This window comes from Epilithonimonas sp., assembly GCF_036780765.1.
In the GTDB taxonomy this organism is placed as follows: domain Bacteria; phylum Bacteroidota; class Bacteroidia; order Flavobacteriales; family Weeksellaceae; genus Epilithonimonas.
Window position 1 is genome coordinate 76,941 of sequence record NZ_DAIQCG010000007.1, and the last position, 19,457, is coordinate 96,397.

The following is a 19,457-nucleotide window of genomic DNA, read 5'->3' on the forward strand; positions in this document are numbered from 1 at the left end:
AAACGGAGCGAAATTAATTTGCTCCGTTTTTCTTTTTATTTATTTCTAAATTATTTCTCGATTTTCACCAATTCTACATCGAAAACTAACCAAGAGTTTGGCGGAATTACACCTCCTGCTCCTCTTTCGCCGTAGCCTAAAGCTGGTGGAATCAACAATGTTGCCGTTTCTCCTTCTTTCAGTAAAAGAATTCCTTCATCCCAACCTTTGATCACTTGGCCTACACCAATTGGAATATCGATAGGCTGTCCTCTTTTGAAAGAATTATCAAACTCTTCTCCATCCATTAATTTCCCTGCATAATGCACAGCAACCGTCTGTCCTGGAGTTGGGTTGGCACCAGTAGAAGTTTTAGTAATCTTATAGAAAAGACCAGAAGGCGTAGACTGCATCCCAGTTTTCATTTCGTTTACCAATTTCTCCTGATTTGCTGCGAATTCTGCCAATTTCTTAGCTTTCTCTTCTTCAGCTTTTGCCAAATAAGCTTTGTTTTTTTCTTCGATTTTCGATTTTCCTTCAGCGAAGATTTTTGCAGCATCATAATGTTTGTAAGCATCACCTTTACCGAAGATTGCTACTTTTTTTAACACAACATCAGTCTTTGGTTTGTCCTGAGCGCCTTTTTCTACGTTAGCGATAGAATCAATGGTTGCTGTACTACCAACCACTTTACCAAAAATTGTATGTCTTCCGTCCAACCAAGGTGTTGCAACTTCTGTAATAAAGAACTGAGAACCGTTGGTGTTAGGTCCAGAATTCGCCATAGATAAAATCCCTTTTCCAGTGTGCTGAAGGTCATTTTTCTCATCAGCAAATTTATATCCAGGATCTCCCATACCAGTTCCTTGTGGATCTCCACCTTGGATCATAAAATCTTTGATCACTCTGTGGAAGATAGTTCCATCGTAGAAAGGTTCTCCTTTTTTCTTAGATTTGTTCTCGATCTTACCTTCTGCAAGACCAACAAAATTTGCAACAGTTACCGGAGATTTTTCATCTTCGAATTTTACAAGGATATCACCTTTGCTTGTTTCAAAATTACCGTAAAGCCCGTCAGGCAAGCTTTTATAAACTTCTTTGTCTATTTCCAATGTTTTACAATTTAATAGTGTTAATAATGTTATAGAAAGTGCTATAATTTTCTTCATAGTTTTATAATATCGTTGTTATAAGACTTTTACCTTAATGATTAAAGGCATATCGTTGGTTATTTTTTTGTTGTCACCATAGGTTCCGTAAGCTAAAACTGAGGGTACTAAAATTTCTGCTTCCTCGCCTTTTTTCAGATATCGGATGACATCTTCTACTGCATCCATTTCTACAAAATGCCCAAATTCTACATTATTATTTTGAATTGGCATATTGTACAATTTAGTTCTATCAAAATCATAGATGTCATACTGATAGGATACTTTTTCACCATTATTTTTACGAGGTTGCTTCTCGAGTCCTTCCACATTCACCCAATAGTTCATTCCCATTGGATAATATTTTACATCCTGAGCTTTGATCCAGTCTTCAATCTGAGCTCTTTCCAAAGTATTGAGTTCTTTGGTTCTGTTTTTTGAAACTTCCATTTCGCTTTCAGACATGTACTGATCTTCTGAATGCTGGGAATGGGTCTGTTTTGCGCAAGATGTTGCTAATGCCAGAACTGAGATGTAAAATAATTGTTTCATTTTTCAATATTGTTCTTTGAAATCCCTCAAAAACTGTCGCAAAATTAAGAATTTTTGAAGACTTAATTAGTATTAAAACAAAAACCGGAAAATTAATTCCGGTTTTCACTTTTCAATTTACTTTTTAATTAATCCTATACACTGTATACATTTTCTTCAACCAAATATCTCCATCCAAAAGGATCTTCAGATTTATTAGTCTGGATATTGACAAGATCTGCCTTCAACTGCGCTGCAAAACTCTCTTCATCAGAAAGTTTAGGCAGAGTCAGGTGTTCGCCTTGGTAACCTAAAGCCTCAAAAATACTTGTAACAACGGCTGTTCCTACGCCCCAAACTTCTTTCAAAGTTCCTTTTTTCTGAGCTTCGATAACATCAGAGACTTTAACATCGTCAATAACAACTTCAATTCCTCTTTTTTTAGCCAATTGGATAAAACTATCTCTGGTAACACCATCCAAAATTTTGTCTGATGTTTTAGGCGTATAGATAGTATCGTTGATTCTAACAAAAACGTTCATCGTTCCACTTTCTTCAAAATACTCGTGAGAACAATCGTCTGTCCAAATGATTTGCTCATAACCTTCTTCTATAGCCAATTGTGTTGGATAGAAAGACGCAGCATAGTTACCAGCAGCTTTTGCAGCACCTACACCTCCACTAGCCGCTCTGGAATAATGGTCAGAAATTTTAACTGATACCGGAGCAGTATAATAGCTTTTTGCTGGTGTTGCAACAATGGCAAACATATATTTTTCAGAGATTCTAGCTTTAAGCGCTTCTTCTGTTGCGAATAATAATGGTCTAATATAAAGAGATGTTCCCTCTCCTTGCGGAATCCAATCTCTATCGATATCAACCAATGCTTTTAGCCCATCCATAAAGATCTCTTCGGAAATCTCAGGAATTGCCAATCTTTTTGCGGATTTGTTAATCCTTTGAAAGTTCTTTTCTGGGCGAAAAAGGAATACTTGGCCGTCTTTATCTTTATATGCCTTCATCCCTTCAAAACAAGCTTGTCCGTAGTTCACCCCCATCATTGCTGGGGTAAAACCAATAGGACCATATGGAATAAGTTGCACATCCCCCCATTTTCCATTCTCATACTCACAAATAATCATATGATCTATGAAAGTGTTACCGAATGCGAAATTATCAGGATCGAAGGTTGAAATTCTTGGATTAGTAGATTTTTGAATTATCATTTTTTAATTTTTTGTTGAGGTATTACAAATATATAATAATTTTTTAATAATCAAAATTTATGTTAAATTTGAAAAAAAATACTTTGAAAAGAGAATTAATTAGCACAAATGACGGGAGTAAAACCTTATTGATCAATGGATTAGAAGAAACTTACCATTCAAAACATGGCGCGTTGCAAGAAGCCAACCATGTATTTATCAAAAATGGACTAGATTTAACAAATAGTTACGAAATTAATATTTTAGAGTTAGGTTTTGGAACAGGTCTTAACGTTTTGGTAACATTTGATGCATATTTGCGAAATGACAAAAATCATAAAATTAATTATTTTGGGGTCGAAAAATATCCAATTTTTTTTCATGAAGCTTCAGAATTGTCTTATTCTGAATTATTTCCGAACCCAATTGTTAAAGATTTGTCTCTGAAAATCCATGAAACCGAATGGGAAAAATTAGTTGAATTGGATTCTAATTTCAATCTTAAGAAAATTAAAGATGATTTCTTTAACATAAAGAATATGGACTTGCCTCCTATCGATTTGGTTTATTTTGATTGTTTTGGAGCAAGAGTTCAGCCCGACCTTTGGAAAAAAGAAATATTTGAAGTCGTAGCTTCTAAAATGAAAACTGGTGGTTTGTTGACAACCTATTCATCGAAAGGAACTATGCGAAGAGCCTTGATAGAATTAGGTTTTGAAGTCGAGAAAAGACAAGGCCCGCCTGGAAAAAGAGAAATGCTGATTGCTTGGAAAAAATAATTTCGCTAAATTTAGACACTGCAAATCACAATATATGATAGACAAAATCAACATTCGGGTGTATGCACTTTGTATAAAGGACAACAAAATTCTTGCGCTTCACGAAGAATATGTCGGAGATCATCTTCTTAAATTACCTGGCGGAGGATTAGAATTCGGGGAAAGTACTTTAGAATGCCTTAAAAGAGAGTTTCAGGAAGAACTTAATCTTGAAATAGAAATTAAAGATCATTTTTATACACAAGACGATTTTCTGGTTTCCAGATTCCGAGATAATGAACAATTAATTACTATTTATTATTTGGCAGAAATCTTAAATGAAGAAGATTTATTAATCTTAGATCCTTGTATCGAAAAGACAGAATGGATTCCGCTGGAAGGAGAAAATCCTTTTCCATTACCAATTGACAAACGCGTTTTTGATATAGCAAAACAAAAATTCCTGAATTAAGATTCAGGAATTTTTTATTTAAAATGATTAAATATTCCAAAGCAAATCTTCATATTTTTTCAGAATAATTTCTGAAGAAAAACGAGATTTTATCGAGATTTTGATATTATCTTTGTCATCATTTCTGTGAACTGAATGTTTTATTTTCTCGGCAAAATCATCATAATTTTCGATATTGGAGATTTCGCCATTCACTTGATCGATAATAATCTCATCAATCCCACCAGGACAATTATTAGCTAAAGAATAAACACCACAAGTTCCAGCTTCCAAAAGCACATTGGGAAAACCTTCATATCTGGAAGACAAAATGAAAAGATCAGCAAATTTCAGATATTGATACGGATTACTTTTCTTGCCGTGAAAAATAACGTGATCAAGCCCCAACATTTCTTTCATCTGCAAAAGCATTTCTTTATCTTTACCATCCCCAAGAATATGAAGTAAAATATTCTGATTTTTGAGTCTGGAAAATACTTTCAGAAGATTATCAAATCCTTTTCTTGCGGATAAATTCCCAATAGCAACTACATTTTTATGCTGATGAGAAAATTCTACCGGTCGTTCTGATTGCTTCAATTTATCTTCTATAAAATTGACATCAACCGGATTATTAATTTTGAATAGTTTATTCTTCTTAATCCCAAAATTCTTGATTAGATCCTCTTCCATATCATTACTTTGAGCAATGATTTTATCGTAATTATTATAGAATTTATAGAAAAACTTAATCTCTTTTCTTGTAACGTGTTGAGAAACAACATTTGTTTCTCTTGCAATAAATTTAGTTTTCGGGAAAAGCTTGATGAATAATGACAAATAAGCATTCACTTCACCAAAGCCGGAAAACACAATATCTGGTTTCCGACGTTTGATTTCCAAAAGAATTGGCTTCAAAGAATGTCTGATTCTTGGGGTTTGGATATCAATGATTTCTACATCTGGCTTCAACAAATCAAGATAAGCACCTTCTTTCCTTAATAATAGAATAGCTGGTGAAAATTTGTCTCTCGGAAGATGATTCGCAAGTGTAGTTACAATACGCTCAGCGCCTCCAGTCTCCAAATCGGGCAATATGAAAATGATTGATTTTTTCATAACTCAAAATTACAAAACCGTAATGGGAAATCCTATAAATAAAAAATGCCGAAACAAGTCCGACATTTTATTTTTCTAATTAGCTACATCACTAATAAATTTGATTCTGAGAATCCTTACTTCTTCATCTGTGAGATCATCACCATATTCTGCAAGTAAAGTTTTCATACTGTCACTTTCCGAGTTTTTCATAAAATCCATAAACTCTTCGACAATATCTTCATCAAAATTTTCATCAATGTAATAATCGATATTCAGTTTTGTACCTTGATAAATGATACTTTCCATCTCGGAAAGAAGTTCTGTCATAGAAAGATTTTTTGCTTTAGCAATATCTTCCAAATCAATCTTTTTATCAGTGTTTTGGATGATAAAAACCTTATGGCTGGATTTGTTGGCTACTTGTTTCATCACCATATCCTGAGTTCTTTCTATCTCATTATCCTCAACATATTTTTTGATAAAGTCAGCAAATTCTTTTCCGTACTTTCTAGCTTTTCCTTCACCAACACCATAGATTTTTGCAACTTCTTCTACAGTTATAGGATATTGCACCGTCATATCTTCCAAACTCGGATCCATAAAAACCGTGTAAGGTGGAATGCCGTGTTTTTTAGCAACAGTTTTACGAAGTTCTTTTAGTTGATCAAATAATAATTGATCCAACCCGCCTCCAGATTGGGTTTGAACCTGCTCGCTATCCGCTTTAGATTTGATCTGGTTGAGATCATAAGTTCTGTCTTCCGCTATTAGAAAAGATTCGTTGTAACTACCGTTTAAAACTTGATTACCTTTTTCAGAAGTTTTTAGAACACCATAAGTTTCTATATCTTTTCTAAGGAAATCCTGAACAGTTGCCTGTCTTATAATAGACTTCCAATAATTGTCACTTTCAGCTTTCCCAAATCCGAAAAATTCTGTCTGTTCTAATTTATAAGATTTCGTAACCGCAGATTCTTTACCAGCAATTATGGAAATCAAATCTTTTGTGCGGAACTTTTCACCCAAAGACTTTATCATTTCCAAAACTTTTTTCAAGTCTTGAGTTGCATCTTTTAGTTTTGGTGGATTTTGTGAATTATCACACATCAAAGCACCTTCGCCTTTTATTGGATCAAATTTTTCTCCGAAATAATAAAGCAAATATTGTCTTCTGCTCATCGAAGTTTCTGCATAACCAACCACTTCATTCAACAATTGAAGACCAATTTCTCTTTCCGAAACTGGTTTCTGAGCCAGGAATTTTTCTAATTTCTCAATATCTTTTGGATCGTAGAAAGCCAAACAATGACCTTCTCCACCATCTCGTCCTGCACGACCAGTTTCCTGATAATAACTTTCCAAAGATTTGGGAATATCATAATGAATTACAAATCGAACATCCGGCTTATCAATTCCCATCCCAAATGCTATAGTAGCAACAATCACATCAGCTTCTTCCATCAAGAATTTATCTTGATTGGCTACTCTAAGTTTTTGATCCAATCCAGCGTGGTAAGGCAAAGCATTCACTCCATTGACTTGCAAAAGCTGCGCAAATTCTTCCACTTTTCTTCTGCTAAGACAATAAACGATTCCTGATTTTCCTTTATGCTGATTGATGAATCTTAAAATCTCTTTATCTACATTGACTTTTGGGCGGATTTCGTAAAACAAATTAGCTCTGTTAAAGCTTTCCTTGAAAACCAAAGCATTGTTCATCCCCAAAGTTTTCTGAATATCATCCTGAACTTTAGGCGTTGCAGTAGCCGTTAACGCAATAACAGGAACATCCGCAATTTTATCAATTATACCTTTTAGGTTTCTATATTCAGGGCGGAAATCGTGTCCCCATTCTGAGATACAGTGTGCTTCATCTATCGCAACAAAAGATATTTTCACAGCTTTTAGAAACTCAAGATATTCTTCTTTGATGAGAGATTCTGGAGCTACGTAAAGCAATTTGGTTTTACCCGCTGTGATGTCATCCATCACCTGTTTGGTCTGTGTTTTATTAAGAGAAGAATTCAGAACGTGAGCAACGCCTTCATCCGAAGATAATCCGTTGACAGCATCTACCTGATTTTTCATCAATGCAATCAATGGCGAAACTACAATCGCTGTTCCTTCAGAAATCAATGCCGGAAGTTGGTAACAAAGTGATTTTCCACCACCAGTCGGCATCAAAACAAATATATCTTTGCCGCCGAGAAGTTCTTGTATAATCTGCTCTTGCTGACCTTTGAATTTTGAAAATCCGAAATATTTTTTGAGTTCAGCAGATAAGTTGATGTCTTTTGTGTCCATCCTTTAATATAGTTTGCTAAATTTGCATTTTATTGAAAGGTTATACATTAATGGTTAATCCTGACTTTTAGGGATAAAAAAATGAAGCTAAAAAACTTCATTTTGCTCTGTTAAATTATTAGCGTGAAGGTACAAAATAAATATTATTAAAAAAAATAATTAAATACTTTAAAATTTTGGATCCAAAAGAGATAATAGCAAACGCCCATCTGGCGCTGGATATAGAAATCAGTGAGTTGAACAATCTCAGAAATAGATTGGATGACAGTTTCATAATAAGTGTTTTGACTATTAATGAAGCGAAAGGAAAATTAATCATTGTTGGAATCGGAAAATCTGCGCACGTTGCTAACAAAATTGTAGCTACACTAAATTCAACAGGAACACCAGCGCAATTTCTTCACGCCGCAGAAGCTATCCACGGGGATCTTGGTGTGATTCAGAAACAGGATGTCGTGTTATGTATTTCTTATTCCGGAAATTCGCCCGAGATTGTGAACCTTCTACCCTTCCTCAAAGAATATTCGTCAGCTTTGATTGGAATGACTGGAAATCCCGAAAGTAAATTGGGAAAAGCTTCTGACATTATTCTAAATACACACGTAGAAAAAGAAGCCTGCCCTAACAAATTAGCTCCTACAAGCTCAACAACTGTTCAAATGGCTTTAGGCGATGCTTTAGCAGTTTGCCTGATGGAACTGAATGGATTTAAAGATATTGATTTTGCTAAATTCCATCCAGGTGGAAGTCTAGGTAAAAATTTAACGGCAAAAGTAGAACAATTTGTTTCTCAGAATAAACCAGAAGTTTCGCCAGAATCAGGAATTAGAGATGTAATTATTTCTGTCAGCGGTTCTAAACACGGTATTACGGTCGTTATGGAAAACGAAAATATATTGGGTGTGATTACTGATGGCGATATCCGAAGAATGCTCCTCAATCAAGATGATATCTCTAAAGTTAAAGCTTCTGACATCATTAGTAAAAACCCAAAATCCGTCGATAAAAATCAATTAGCAAAAGAAGCTATGCAGATTTTGAAACAATTCAATATTGGTCAATTAATAGTGACAAATAACGGAAAATACTACGGAATAATAGACATTCATACATTATTAGATGAAGGCATTAATTAATCCTTCTTACTCGGAATAACTTCGTAATATCGCCCGCTGCTTTTGCAACAATTCCTGCTCCGGTTCCATAAGCCGGAGTTGTGCTTCCTGGCTTAGCAATCGAAATTCTAATCAAATCATTCTGATTAAAAGCCAAAATTGTTCTCGGAAGAATCAAGGTTTGAGTTTGATTTGAAGAACCATTGTCATAAGGCATTGCTGTTCCTAAAACCGGTGTCCAAGTTGTTCCATTATCTTTTGATTGAGCAATTGAAATCGTAACATAAGAATAATTGGAGTTATCGGTTGTTACATTTCTTTTTGGACTAAATGTAAAGTTGGCTAATAACCTGTAATTACCAGCTTGTTTGATTATAAAAGTTTGATTATTGCTTTGAAGTTCAATATCAGTAGGATCATCAATCAAAATTTCACTTGCCGACCAAGTAACTGGAACATCAAAAGTTTCACTACTATTGACACTTACAAGCTGAGTTGCCGTTAATGGTTGATTGGTTACAGAACTCAAAACATATTGGTTAGAAGCTGACCCTACATTGATTTCTGCACTGTTAGTAAATTTTTGCCAAACAGAATTCTGTCTGAAATACAGCGAATTGGCAGAAACGACTGTTGTACCGGAACCAGCTGCTGCTAAGTTGAAAACCAAAAGTCCGTTTGCAGGATTAGCAATGGTCGTATTATCATTAGTACCAGTAAGATTAACTCTCGGAAGCAGTAAGCCTTTGTTTGTAGAAGTAATGTCTAAAATAGCTGAAGCGTGTGGTGTTGTGGTTCCAATCCCTACTTGCGAAAATCCAGATGTGAATAATAATGCTGCTAATAAATTATATAATCTCATAATGAGTGCAATTAATTTTAAATAAATCTCTTAATTAAGTTTTTGAAATCTTAATAATCTTGAATAAGCCAAGCCTGTTCCCGCCTCCAGATTCAAAGTACTGGTAGACGGGTTGGTTCCGTGATTAGAAGTTGATCCTTTTGAAATAACTGCTCGGATCAAGTCATTTTCGTTAAGTGCAATGACGAACGGCGCAACAATTACAGATCTATTTCTATCTCCAGTTCCCACACCCCAAGTTGTACTCGATTTTGCAATTTGAGTCCAAGTAGTTCCATTATTAGTAGATCTTTGAACGATAAAATCCAAAGCTGCAACGCAAGTAGCCTCAGTTGCATAAGTTGTACAATTTGTTTGAACCCAAGGATTGTAACCAACATAACCTGTAATTTCAAATGTTCCCGATGATAAAATCTTGAAATTATTATTAGCCAGAGAAACTCGGTTTCCAACATCTACCTTCATAGCTCCATTAGCAGATGCATCGAAATTTACAACAATGCTATTTCCATTATTAAAATTAGTCTTATCCAAAGCCTGCATTCCCGTATTTGCAACAATAAAAATCTGTGCGTACAAGTTTTTTTTTATTTTTTCAGTAGTAGAAACATCAATCCAATTGGTTCCGTTCCAGAAATAAAATGTATTGGCTTCAATCGCTGAATCTGTTGCAGAGTTGGTTGTATTATAAACAATTAATCCAACCGCCGGACTTGCAATGGTAACTATATCAGTTTTGTTTTGCAGTGCAACGCGAGGAATCAAAACACCTTTTTTATTATTGCTTGCCAAAGAGCTGACATCCAAATCTAAAAGTGCAGAAGAATTCGGAGTTGCTGTTCCAATTCCAATGCCCTGTGCAGATAATTTCCATGACAATATTAAAGCCGAGAAAGCAAAAAATGTTGTTTTTGATATATTGAATAATCTACTGTAAATCATAATCTAAAAGTATCATTGTTAAGCTTTTGGAAATGGGTATTTTGGTTGAAGTTGTTATTGTGGGAACTGGACTTGTTGTATTATTTTCTCCGTGCAAAGCTGATTCATCCGTAATTCCGAAAGGATTTTGAACAACTAATCTCAATCTTTGACCAGCTGTGAGATAAATTGGTGTGGAAATCAAAATAGCTGTTTTCAAATAATTAGTCGCTTTTACGCCCCAAGCCGTTCTGTTTCCAATCACATCTACCCAAGTTGTGCCATTATCTGTAGATCTTTGAAGTTTTAAATTAAGGAAAGTTCCTCTTTGTGTTCCGGCAATGGTGGTACGATTGGGATTATAATTAACATAAGCAGAAACCTCATAAAGTCCTGTTACATTGATTGTAAAAACATTAGCAGATTTGGTAACGATATTTCCTGTACTGATAGCAACATCTCCATCTGCAAAAGAAACCGGAATCCCACCATTGGCTGCGTTTGTATTATTAATGGTTGAATATGCCAAATCCTGCGTAGATCTTGAATTAAGACTATAAATCCTGTTTGACAAATAATTTTTTAAAACAGATGTCAAACCAAGATCTACCCATTGGCTACCATTCCAAAAATAATATCTGTTAGCTAACACATTGGAAGGGAAAGTTCCTGCATCTGCAGTATTATAAACTAGCAAACCAACTGCAGGATTAGGAATAGTAGTCGTGTCAGTATTACTTGCCAGTGCAACTCTTGGTCCTAGAAATCCTTTCTTTCTTCCAGTTGCCAAATTATTCGTGTTAATTTCTAGAGCTGCAGAAGACGAAACCTGACTAGTCTGAATTCCTACCTGAGCAGACAAAAAACAAGAAAAGAAAATAAAACAAACTTTTATTAAATATCTATTCATAATGCTATTTGTTGCAAGAAACAAAATTTATTCCAAAAAAAGCCCGTAGAATAAGAAAAATTAAACCCGAGACCACATTTAATATTAAATTAATGATAGATAAAATTATCAAGCGATAATCAATTATTATTAAATTATTCTAAAATATACAGTAACCTAAAAATTCCGTAATTTCGTGCTCTGATTTTTTTTCTATAATCAAACTATGAGCGAAGAAAAAGAGATGTCCTTCCTTGGACATATTGGAGAACTGAGATCCCATCTTGTAAGATCTATTTTAGCGATTGTCGTTTTAGCGATTGTTATTGGTTTTAATATCAATTGGGTAATGGATCATATCTTTTTTGGTCCTACAAGAAATGACTTTTTGACTTTCAGAATTGTGAATCATTTTTCCAGAGAATTGACGGGAAATGACAGTTTTATTCTGCCAGCACAATTTAGTGTTCAACAGAAACAGTTGTTTCAGCAATTCAATGTGATGATGGCGGTTTCCATATTTTCAGGTGTTGTTTTAGCTTTTCCTTATATCGTTTGGGAAATCTGGAAATTCATCAGTCCTGCTCTAATGCCGAATGAGAAAAAGAATTCGATTTTTTACATCAATGCAATTTGGATGTTATTTATGACCGGCGTTTTAACTGGTTATTTCTTGATTTTACCTTTTGCCATCAACTTCGGTTTGTTGTTCAAAGTTTCAGATAATATCGTTCAGTTATTTGACTTGTCAGATTATACTACTCTGTTCTTACAAGTCACAATGGGAATGGGTGTGGTTTTTCTTTTCCCGATTGCGGTTTACATCTTGACATCAATAGGCATTCTCACTCCAAAATTCCTTAGAACCTATAGAAGACACGCTATTGTTTTAATTATGGTCGTTGCAGCAATTATCACTCCTGCTGATGTTTTGAGTATGATGGCAGCAGCACTACCACTGGTTTTACTTTATGAAATTAGTGTGATAATGTCCAATGTCATTTACAAAAAAATGCAGAAAAAAAGCAGCTAAAATATTATCACAATAATTAATTTGAGAGCATCGGTAAATAAACTGATGCTTTGTTAGTGCTTTAAGAATTGATTGTTTATTCTGAGTGATGTTTCATTTAATTAAAGATAAAATGTAACATTTTTCAAGGGTGAAAATTTCAGAAAATGCAAGATGCTGGTAAACAGATTTTAGTATATTGAAAGAATAAAAAAACGGAAAATCTAAAATATCAGATTTTCCGTAATAAGTAAGACTTAATAAAGTTTTTATTTTAGCGATTCAATTGCAGCTTCGTAGTTTGGCTCCTGTCCTATTTCCGGAACTTGCTCTGTGTAGATTACTGTTCCTTTTTCATCCAAAGCAACAACAGCTCTGCTCAATAATCCTCTCAAAGGAGAATCATCCAAAGTCACACCATAATCTTCTCCAAAATTCCCTCTGAAATCTGACAAAACTTCTACATTATCAAGACCTTCTGCTGCACAAAATCTGTTAAGCGCAAAAGGCAAATCTCTAGAAACGTTTATTACAACAGTGTTTTCCAAAGAACTAGCTTCTTTGTTGAATTCTCTTGCAGATGCAGCACAAACACCTGTGTCGATACTTGGGAAGATGTTCAACAATACTTTTTTACCTGTGTAATCTGCCAAATGTTTCTCAGATAAATCTGCTGCAACTAAAGTAAACTCTTGAGCAACAGTTCCAACTTTTGGCAAACTTCCTACGGTATTAATCGGACTTCCTTTGAATGTAATTTGTGACATTGTTTTTATATTTTCCTCAAAGTTAATATTAGATTTTTCCCGACCAAAAATTATTTCTGATTTTAATAAATCTTTAACTTGATATGTCATAAATCACTATTTAAATCTAACAAAAATCACTAAATTTGTATGTTTTGAAAAAACAGTAAATAAAATCAACTTCTATAATGTCAGAAAAATCAAAAATTATCTACACGCTTACGGATGAAGCGCCAATGCTGGCAACGCATTCTTTTTTGCCTATTGTTAAGGCTTTTACTTCGGTTGCAGACGTTAACATCGTTCCAAAAGACATTTCACTTTCAGGGAGAATATTGGCTAACTTTCCAGAATTCTTGACAGATGACCAAAAAATCGGAGATGCTTTGTCGGAACTTGGAGAATTGGCAACAACTCCGGAAGCAAACATTATTAAATTACCAAATATTTCCGCTTCTGTTCCACAGTTAGACGAAGCGATTGCTGAGTTACAATCGAAAGGTTTCGCAGTTCCAAATTATCCTGCTGAACCTAAAAATGACGAAGAAAAAGCAATTAAAGCTAAATATGCTAAAGTCCTTGGTTCTGCAGTAAATCCTGTTCTAAGAGAAGGAAATTCTGACAGACGTGCTCCTAAAGCTGTTAAAAATTATGCTAAAGCAAATCCTCACAAAATGGGAGCTTGGGCATCTGACAGCAAAACAGATGTTGCGCATATGACCAGCGGAGATTTCTATGGAACTGAAACTTCTACAACTGTTGAAAACGATTCTAAATTCAAGATTGTTTTCTTCGGGAATGACGGTTCTGAAAAAGTTCTTAAAGATTTCGCAAACCTTAAAGCTGGTGAAGTAATCGATTCGTCTGTAATGAACCTTAATTCATTGAAAGCTTTTGTTCAAACAGCAATAGATGAAGCGAAACAAAGAGGCGTGATTCTTTCTGCTCACTTGAAAGCAACAATGATGAAAATCTCTGACCCAATTATTTTTGGAGCCATTGTTGAGACTTTCTTCAAAGATGTATTTACTAAATATGCGGAGACTTTCAAATCTCTAGACATCAATCCAAATAACGGATTACAAAATCTTTACGATAAAATTGCTGGAATTCCGCAGGAAGCTGAAATCAAAGCTGATATTGATAAAGCTTTAGCTGAAGGTCCAAAAGTAGCAATGGTAAATTCTGACAAAGGCATTACGAATTTCCACGTTCCTTCTGACATCATTGTTGATGCGTCTATGGCTGCATTAATCAGAAATGGAGGAAAAATGTGGGACAAAGCTGGTGCAGAAGATGACACTGTTGCAATTATCCCAGACCGTTCTTATGCAGGTTTCTATCAAGCTGCAATTGATGATATGAAAGCTAACGGAAAACTCGACCCAACAACAATGGGTTCTGTTCCGAATGTTGGTTTGATGGCTCAAAAAGCGGAAGAATATGGTTCTCACGACAAAACTTTCCAAGCGGAAGCTGATGGAACTGTAAAAGTTCTTGACGAAAATGGAAACACGTTGCTTGAACAAAAAGTGGAAAAATCTGACATATTCAGAATGTGTCAAACTAAAGATGCACCAATTCAGGATTGGGTAAAATTGGCTGTAAACAGAGCAAGATTATCTGATACACCTGCGATTTTCTGGTTAGATAAAGCAAGAGCTCACGACAGAGAAATCATCAAAAAAGTTGACAAATATCTTAAAGATTACGATACAACTGGTCTTGACATCAGAATTCTGGATGTGAAAGATGCAATGACAGAAACGCTTAAAAGAGCAAGAGAAGGTAAAGATACAATCTCAGTTTCTGGAAACGTTTTGAGAGATTATTTGACCGATCTATTCCCTATTTTGGAATTAGGAACTTCTGCAAAAATGTTGTCTATCGTTCCATTGATGAACGGTGGCGGATTGTTCGAAACCGGAGCGGGAGGTTCTGCTCCTAAACACATCGAGCAATTTATTGAAGAAGGTTATTTGAGATGGGATTCTTTAGGTGAATTCTTGGCGTTACAAGCTTCTTTGGAACATTTGGCTCAGACTCAAGATAATCCGAAAGCTCAGATTTTGGCTGATGCTTTGGACGAAGCTAATGCTAAATTTTTGGCAGAAGACAAATCTCCAGGAAGAAAATTAGGAACTATCGATAACAGAGGTTCACATTTTTATTTGGCAACTTATTGGGCAGAAGCTTTAGCAAACCAAACTAAAGATGCTGATATCGCTGCTAAATTTACGCCTGTTGCAAAAGCTTTGGCTGAAAACGAAAACAAAATCAATGAAGAATTGATTGGTTCTCAAGGTAAAGCTCAGGAAATTGATGGTTATTACAGACCAGATTTTGACAAAACTGATGCTGCAATGAGACCTTCTGCAACTCTTAATGAAATTGTAAACGGAATCTAATCCGATTCTTGTTAAAATTAATATAAAACCCTCGACAAATGTTGAGGGTTTTCTTTTGTTTAATTAATTTGCAGAGAGAAATTAAAATTAATATTTAGAAGCTTTTAGTATGAGAAAATCATTTATATTTTTTCTTTATGTTGTTGGGATGATGCAGTTTAAAGCGCAGGACAAAATAGACAAAGCCGTCCAGAATCTGGAACAAAATTATATACAAGAAAAAGTCTACGTTTTATTAGACAAAGACAATTATATTGTTGGCGATAATATCTATTTCAAGTCGTTTGTATTCAATGGTTATAGTCGTTCAACCATTTCTACTACTCTATTTGTGGAGCTGTATGACCACAGCAAAAATTTGGTTGATAAGAGAACAATTGCTCTGAAAAATGGTGAGGGAGATGGTTCTTTCACTTTGACCGAGGCTTTGAAAGAAGATGTGTACTACTTGCGAGCTTACACAACGTGGATGGCAAATTTTCCGGAGGAATTCAATTTTATGAAGCAAGTTCCGATTTATAACCCAAACTCTGAACAGAAATTAACCTTAACCAAAAACACAAAATGGACTGCGAATGCTTTTCCAGAAAGTGGAACTTTTATCGAGAATATTCTGACCAAGTTTGCGGTAAGAGTTTATTCCGAAGGTATTCCACCTGAAAGTTGGAGCGGTTATGTTGTAGATTCTGAGAAACCAAATGAAAAATTAACAACTTTCAAAGCTTTGGATAAAAATGTTGGAATCTTTACGATGACGCCAAAATTTGGTAAGACTTATAAAGTTATTGTTGAAGATAATAAAGGTGCAAAACAAACGATTGCTTTGCCAACAGTTGCTAATTCTGGAATCAATCTTCACTTAGTCAATGACCCAAAAGGAATCAGTTATCAAATCAAAGGATCTGCGTTGCCACAAGGTTTGCAAGGTTATTCGATTGTTGGAACCATCAATAATCAAATGGTTTACAGAGCGAACATAAAAACGACAAATAATGAAGCGTCAAGCATTATCCCAACAAAGGTCAGCAATGATGAAACTGCGGTTTTGAATATTACAATTTTTGATGAGAAACAAAATCCGGTAGCGCAAAGATTATTTTTCATCAATCCCAAAAAACTGAATCTGGACGAACCAACTTTGAATTTTTCACTGAATAATGAACCTCGAGCTTTCAACAGTTTTGATATCGAACCGAATGATGACTTTAAAAATTATACGGTATTAGTAAGAGAAAATCAGCCTTCTGAAAATAAAAATGAAAACACTTTATTGAGTGCGAAATGGTTAACCGGAGATTTTACTTCTTCTATTTTCAATCCGTCACAATATTTTGAAAAAACGGCAAATCCTGAAGCTTTTGATGCGCTGTTAATTTCTGAAAAGTGGAAACGTTTTGATTGGGAATCTCTCCTATCAGGAAAAATTCCTGACTTTGTTTATAAGCCTCAAAAAAATCTTTCTTTTAAAGGAAAAGTGACTAATAATGGGCGTTTCTTGCCTAATAAAAATATCAATCTGTTATTGAAAACAGAAAATTCTGACAAAAGTTTTGTTCCTGTTACAACAGATGATAATGGATTTATCTATTTGGATAATATTTATTTTGATGAACCTTTGTCGATTTCTTATTACCTTAACAAAGATAAAAAACAGGTTTCAGAAAGTGACAATTTGAATATAAGCTTCCAATCTTTGGTTTCGAATATTCCATACAGAGGTAATCTACCGTCAACAAATTATCAGTTGGTAAATTCTGGTCAAACTTCAAATCCTGCTATTGCGAAAGCTCTTCAAAACAAAAAAAATCAGCAGACTTTGAAGACTGCTAATGAAGAAACTCTAATCGAAGAAGTTCAAGTTGTTGCTAAAAAAGTAGATAAAAAAGCAGAATTGGACAAGGAATTATCCAGTGGAAAATTCAGTAGTATGGATGCTACAATTTTTGATTTTGTGAATGATAACAAAGATGCTCAGTCTTCGTACAATATTTTGCAATGGCTACAAGGCAGAGTTGCTGGTGTCACTTTTACAATGGATAGCTCTGGAAACTATATTCCGTCTATCCGTGGCTCTCAAGCTAATTTATTTTTAGATGAAATGCCTACAGATGCAAGTATGATTAGTTCTTTGTCTGTAAGCAATATCGCAATGGTAAAAGTAATTAAAAACGGAGGCTTGGTTTCAAATGCTATTGCAATCTATACCAAAAGAGGAAATATGTTGACCGAGGAAGATAAATCCACTGAAAAAGTCAATAAAACAATATTACGAGGCTACGATAAATCAGTCGAATTTGAATTGCCAGATATCACCAGCGATGCATACAAGAAAATAAAAACCGATACGCGAGAAACATTGTATTGGAATCCTTCACTTTCTGAGGAAGGAGGTCTGGCTCCAAGAGCAAAATTCTTCAATAATGATGATGCAAAAAACAGAGAAATCATCATTATCAGTTTTGATAAAGACGATAAGATGCTCTATTATAATGAAGTAAAATAACTACAGAAAAGACTTTCCGAATTGGGAAGTCTTTTTTTGTTAAATTCCAAATTTTAGACTTATCTTATTAATCATAGTCAATCCTATGCGAAAAATATTCATTATTCTATCATTCATTTTTGGATAATTTCAGTTTGTTACTCACAACAAATTAGATATTGCTATCCATAATCTGGAAAAAAATTATTCGCAAAAAGTTTACCTTCTTTTTCTAGACTTTCATTTTCGAGAGGTTCAATCCAATCAATAAATTCAACATCCAAAGTTCCAAAATCAATATTATCAAAAACTCTTTTATCAACGCCCAAGCCACTGAAAACATATATTTTATTCATACATAAATATAAAAAAAGACTGAAAAATTTCAGTCTTTTAATTTATAACATTTTCAAGTTGTTCACTTCTTGCTCCGTTAGGATTCTCCAGTGACCTCGTTTGATGTTTTTCTTAGTCAAACCAGCAAACATTACCCTATCAAGAGCTTCCACTTCGTAGCCCAATTTTTGGAAAATTCTACGAACTACTCTATTCCATCCGATATGAAGTTCGATTCCAATTTCATTTTTTGGTTTTCCTTCGATAAAAGAAATACTGTCGATTTCCGCAACACCTTCTTCCAAACGAATTCCTTCCCCAATCAATTTCATATCATCATTGGTCAATTTTCTGTCCAGCGTCACGTGATAGATTTTTCTCATATTGAATGATGGGTGTGTCAACTTTTTCGTCATATGACCATCATTGGTCAAAAGTATAACACCAGTCGTCTGTCTGTCCAGTCTTCCAACAGGGAAAATTCTGTAAGGCGAAGCATTCGCTGTCAAATCCATAACAGTTTTTCTCGCTTTATCATCTTTGGTTGTAGAGATGTAACCTTTTGGTTTGTTCAAAAGAACATAAACTGGCTTTTCCGGCGTGATATTTTGTCCATCAAAAACCACTCTATCGGTTTTCTGAACTTGGTAACCCATTTCAGTTACCACTTTTCCATTCACTTCCACAAGACCTTGCGTAATCAATTCATCAGCTTCTCTTCTGCTGCAAATCCCCGAATTAGCAATATATTTATTAAGTCGGATAGTATCTTTGAAAACTTCCTTACTTATTTTATCGAATCTTCTTTTTTGGATAAACGATTTTGTTTTGTCCTCATCTCTTTCAGCTCTGTTGAAAGGTTTTTTGGGTCCAAATTTTCTATCGCCATTTTCGTATTTGTCTCTACTATCGAAACGGTCTCCGCCTCTAGTAGTTTTAGGTCCGCGAGAATTTCCAAAAGATTTTCCACTTCCAGAATTTCCTCTGCTATCGCTGGAGCTACGGGTGTTTCCTGAAGGTCTGCTACCTCCAGAAGTTCTTGGTTTTCTATTTCTACCTGATTGATTTCCGTCTCCGCTCATTTTCTAAAATTTTTGCAAAGATAGTGAATTAGTTAAGAAATCGCTATTATTTGGAAACCCAAAGGTCAATGAAAAATTCAGCGATTGCATATGACAAAAAAAAACAATAAATATCTAAATATGAATT

Annotated in this window: 17 protein-coding genes; 6 read left to right on the top strand and 11 right to left on the bottom strand. The window is 34.7% G+C overall.

Annotated features, from left to right (window positions below; translation table 11 throughout):
- Nucleotides 1-50 precede the first annotated feature (50 nt).
- The 3 genes from V7P73_RS11455 to V7P73_RS11465 all read right to left on the bottom strand — a co-directional run bounded on the left by V7P73_RS11455 (nt 51) and on the right by V7P73_RS11465 (nt 2,884).
- Nucleotides 51-1,148: a peptidylprolyl isomerase gene (locus tag V7P73_RS11455; RefSeq protein WP_333853812.1), complete on the bottom strand. Its 1,098-nt coding sequence runs from the start codon at nt 1,146-1,148 to the stop codon at nt 51-53.
- A gap of 18 nt (nt 1,149-1,166) precedes the next feature.
- On the bottom strand, nt 1,167-1,679 hold the full coding sequence (locus V7P73_RS11460; protein ID WP_333853814.1) for an FKBP-type peptidyl-prolyl cis-trans isomerase: 513 nt from the start codon (nt 1,677-1,679) through the stop codon (nt 1,167-1,169).
- Nucleotides 1,680-1,813: 134 nt separating this feature from the next.
- Nucleotides 1,814-2,884 (bottom strand): branched-chain amino acid aminotransferase, encoded by a 1,071-nt coding sequence (locus V7P73_RS11465; RefSeq protein ID WP_333853816.1) that lies wholly within the window; start codon nt 2,882-2,884, stop codon nt 1,814-1,816.
- An 83-nt stretch (nt 2,885-2,967) separates the two neighbouring features.
- Between V7P73_RS11465 and mnmD the strand changes: the two genes are divergently transcribed.
- Both mnmD and V7P73_RS11475 read left to right on the top strand, forming a co-directional pair.
- On the top strand, nt 2,968-3,642 hold the full coding sequence (mnmD, locus tag V7P73_RS11470) for a tRNA (5-methylaminomethyl-2-thiouridine)(34)-methyltransferase MnmD (protein ID WP_333853818.1): 675 nt from the start codon (nt 2,968-2,970) through the stop codon (nt 3,640-3,642).
- 34 nt (nt 3,643-3,676) lie between these two features.
- Nucleotides 3,677-4,093 carry an NUDIX domain-containing protein gene (locus V7P73_RS11475; RefSeq protein ID WP_333853820.1) on the top strand — a complete coding sequence of 139 codons (417 nt, stop codon included), beginning with the start codon at nt 3,677-3,679 and terminating at the stop codon, nt 4,091-4,093.
- A gap of 27 nt (nt 4,094-4,120) precedes the next feature.
- Here V7P73_RS11475 and V7P73_RS11480 read toward each other — a convergent pair whose 3' ends face one another.
- Entirely contained in the window at nt 4,121-5,191 is a 1,071-nt protein-coding gene (locus V7P73_RS11480; protein ID WP_333853822.1) for a glycosyltransferase, read from the bottom strand.
- A gap of 75 nt (nt 5,192-5,266) precedes the next feature.
- Entirely contained in the window at nt 5,267-7,477 is a 2,211-nt protein-coding gene (recQ, locus tag V7P73_RS11485) for a DNA helicase RecQ (protein ID WP_333853824.1), read from the bottom strand.
- A 176-nt stretch (nt 7,478-7,653) separates the two neighbouring features.
- On the opposite strand from recQ, the gene V7P73_RS11490 reads away from it, so the two are divergent.
- A complete protein-coding gene (locus V7P73_RS11490) occupies nt 7,654-8,613 on the top strand; it encodes a KpsF/GutQ family sugar-phosphate isomerase (protein ID WP_333853826.1) in 960 nt (319 codons plus the stop codon).
- Here the strand turns inward: V7P73_RS11490 and V7P73_RS11495 are convergent.
- Genes V7P73_RS11495 through V7P73_RS11505 form a run of 3 tightly spaced genes read right to left on the bottom strand, consistent with a single transcriptional unit; the run spans nt 8,606 to nt 11,285 of the window.
- Entirely contained in the window at nt 8,606-9,454 is an 849-nt protein-coding gene (locus tag V7P73_RS11495; protein WP_333853828.1) for a hypothetical protein, read from the bottom strand. The genes V7P73_RS11490 and V7P73_RS11495 overlap by 8 nt on opposite strands.
- 30 nt (nt 9,455-9,484) lie before the next feature.
- The gene (locus V7P73_RS11500) at nt 9,485-10,333 is read right to left on the bottom strand and encodes a hypothetical protein (protein WP_333853830.1); all 849 of its coding nucleotides are present in this window, start codon (nt 10,331-10,333) and stop codon (nt 9,485-9,487) included.
- 49 nt (nt 10,334-10,382) lie between these two features.
- Nucleotides 10,383-11,285, bottom strand: coding sequence for a hypothetical protein (locus V7P73_RS11505; protein ID WP_333853832.1), 903 nt, complete (start codon nt 11,283-11,285; stop codon nt 10,383-10,385).
- 205 nt (nt 11,286-11,490) lie between these two features.
- Between V7P73_RS11505 and tatC the strand changes: the two genes are divergently transcribed.
- Nucleotides 11,491-12,297, top strand: coding sequence for a twin-arginine translocase subunit TatC (tatC, locus tag V7P73_RS11510; protein ID WP_333853833.1), 807 nt, complete (start codon nt 11,491-11,493; stop codon nt 12,295-12,297).
- Between the two features lie 248 nt (nt 12,298-12,545).
- Here tatC and tpx read toward each other — a convergent pair whose 3' ends face one another.
- Entirely contained in the window at nt 12,546-13,043 is a 498-nt protein-coding gene (gene tpx / locus V7P73_RS11515; RefSeq protein WP_333853911.1) for a thiol peroxidase, read from the bottom strand.
- 167 nt (nt 13,044-13,210) lie between these two features.
- Between tpx and V7P73_RS11520 the strand changes: the two genes are divergently transcribed.
- Nucleotides 13,211-15,430, top strand: a complete 2,220-nt coding sequence (locus V7P73_RS11520; RefSeq protein WP_333853834.1) for an NADP-dependent isocitrate dehydrogenase — start codon at nt 13,211-13,213, stop codon at nt 15,428-15,430.
- 109 nt (nt 15,431-15,539) lie between these two features.
- Nucleotides 15,540-17,933, top strand: a complete 2,394-nt coding sequence (locus V7P73_RS11525) for a hypothetical protein (RefSeq protein WP_333853835.1) — start codon at nt 15,540-15,542, stop codon at nt 17,931-17,933.
- Between the two features lie 161 nt (nt 17,934-18,094).
- On the opposite strand, the gene V7P73_RS11530 is transcribed toward V7P73_RS11525, so the two are convergent.
- Nucleotides 18,095-18,268 carry a hypothetical protein gene (locus V7P73_RS11530; RefSeq protein ID WP_333853837.1) on the bottom strand — a complete coding sequence of 58 codons (174 nt, stop codon included), beginning with the start codon at nt 18,266-18,268 and terminating at the stop codon, nt 18,095-18,097.
- 42 nt (nt 18,269-18,310) lie between these two features.
- Nucleotides 18,311-19,330, bottom strand: a complete 1,020-nt coding sequence (locus V7P73_RS11535; RefSeq protein ID WP_333853839.1) for a pseudouridine synthase — start codon at nt 19,328-19,330, stop codon at nt 18,311-18,313.
- Between the last annotated feature and the right edge of the window lie 127 nt (nt 19,331-19,457).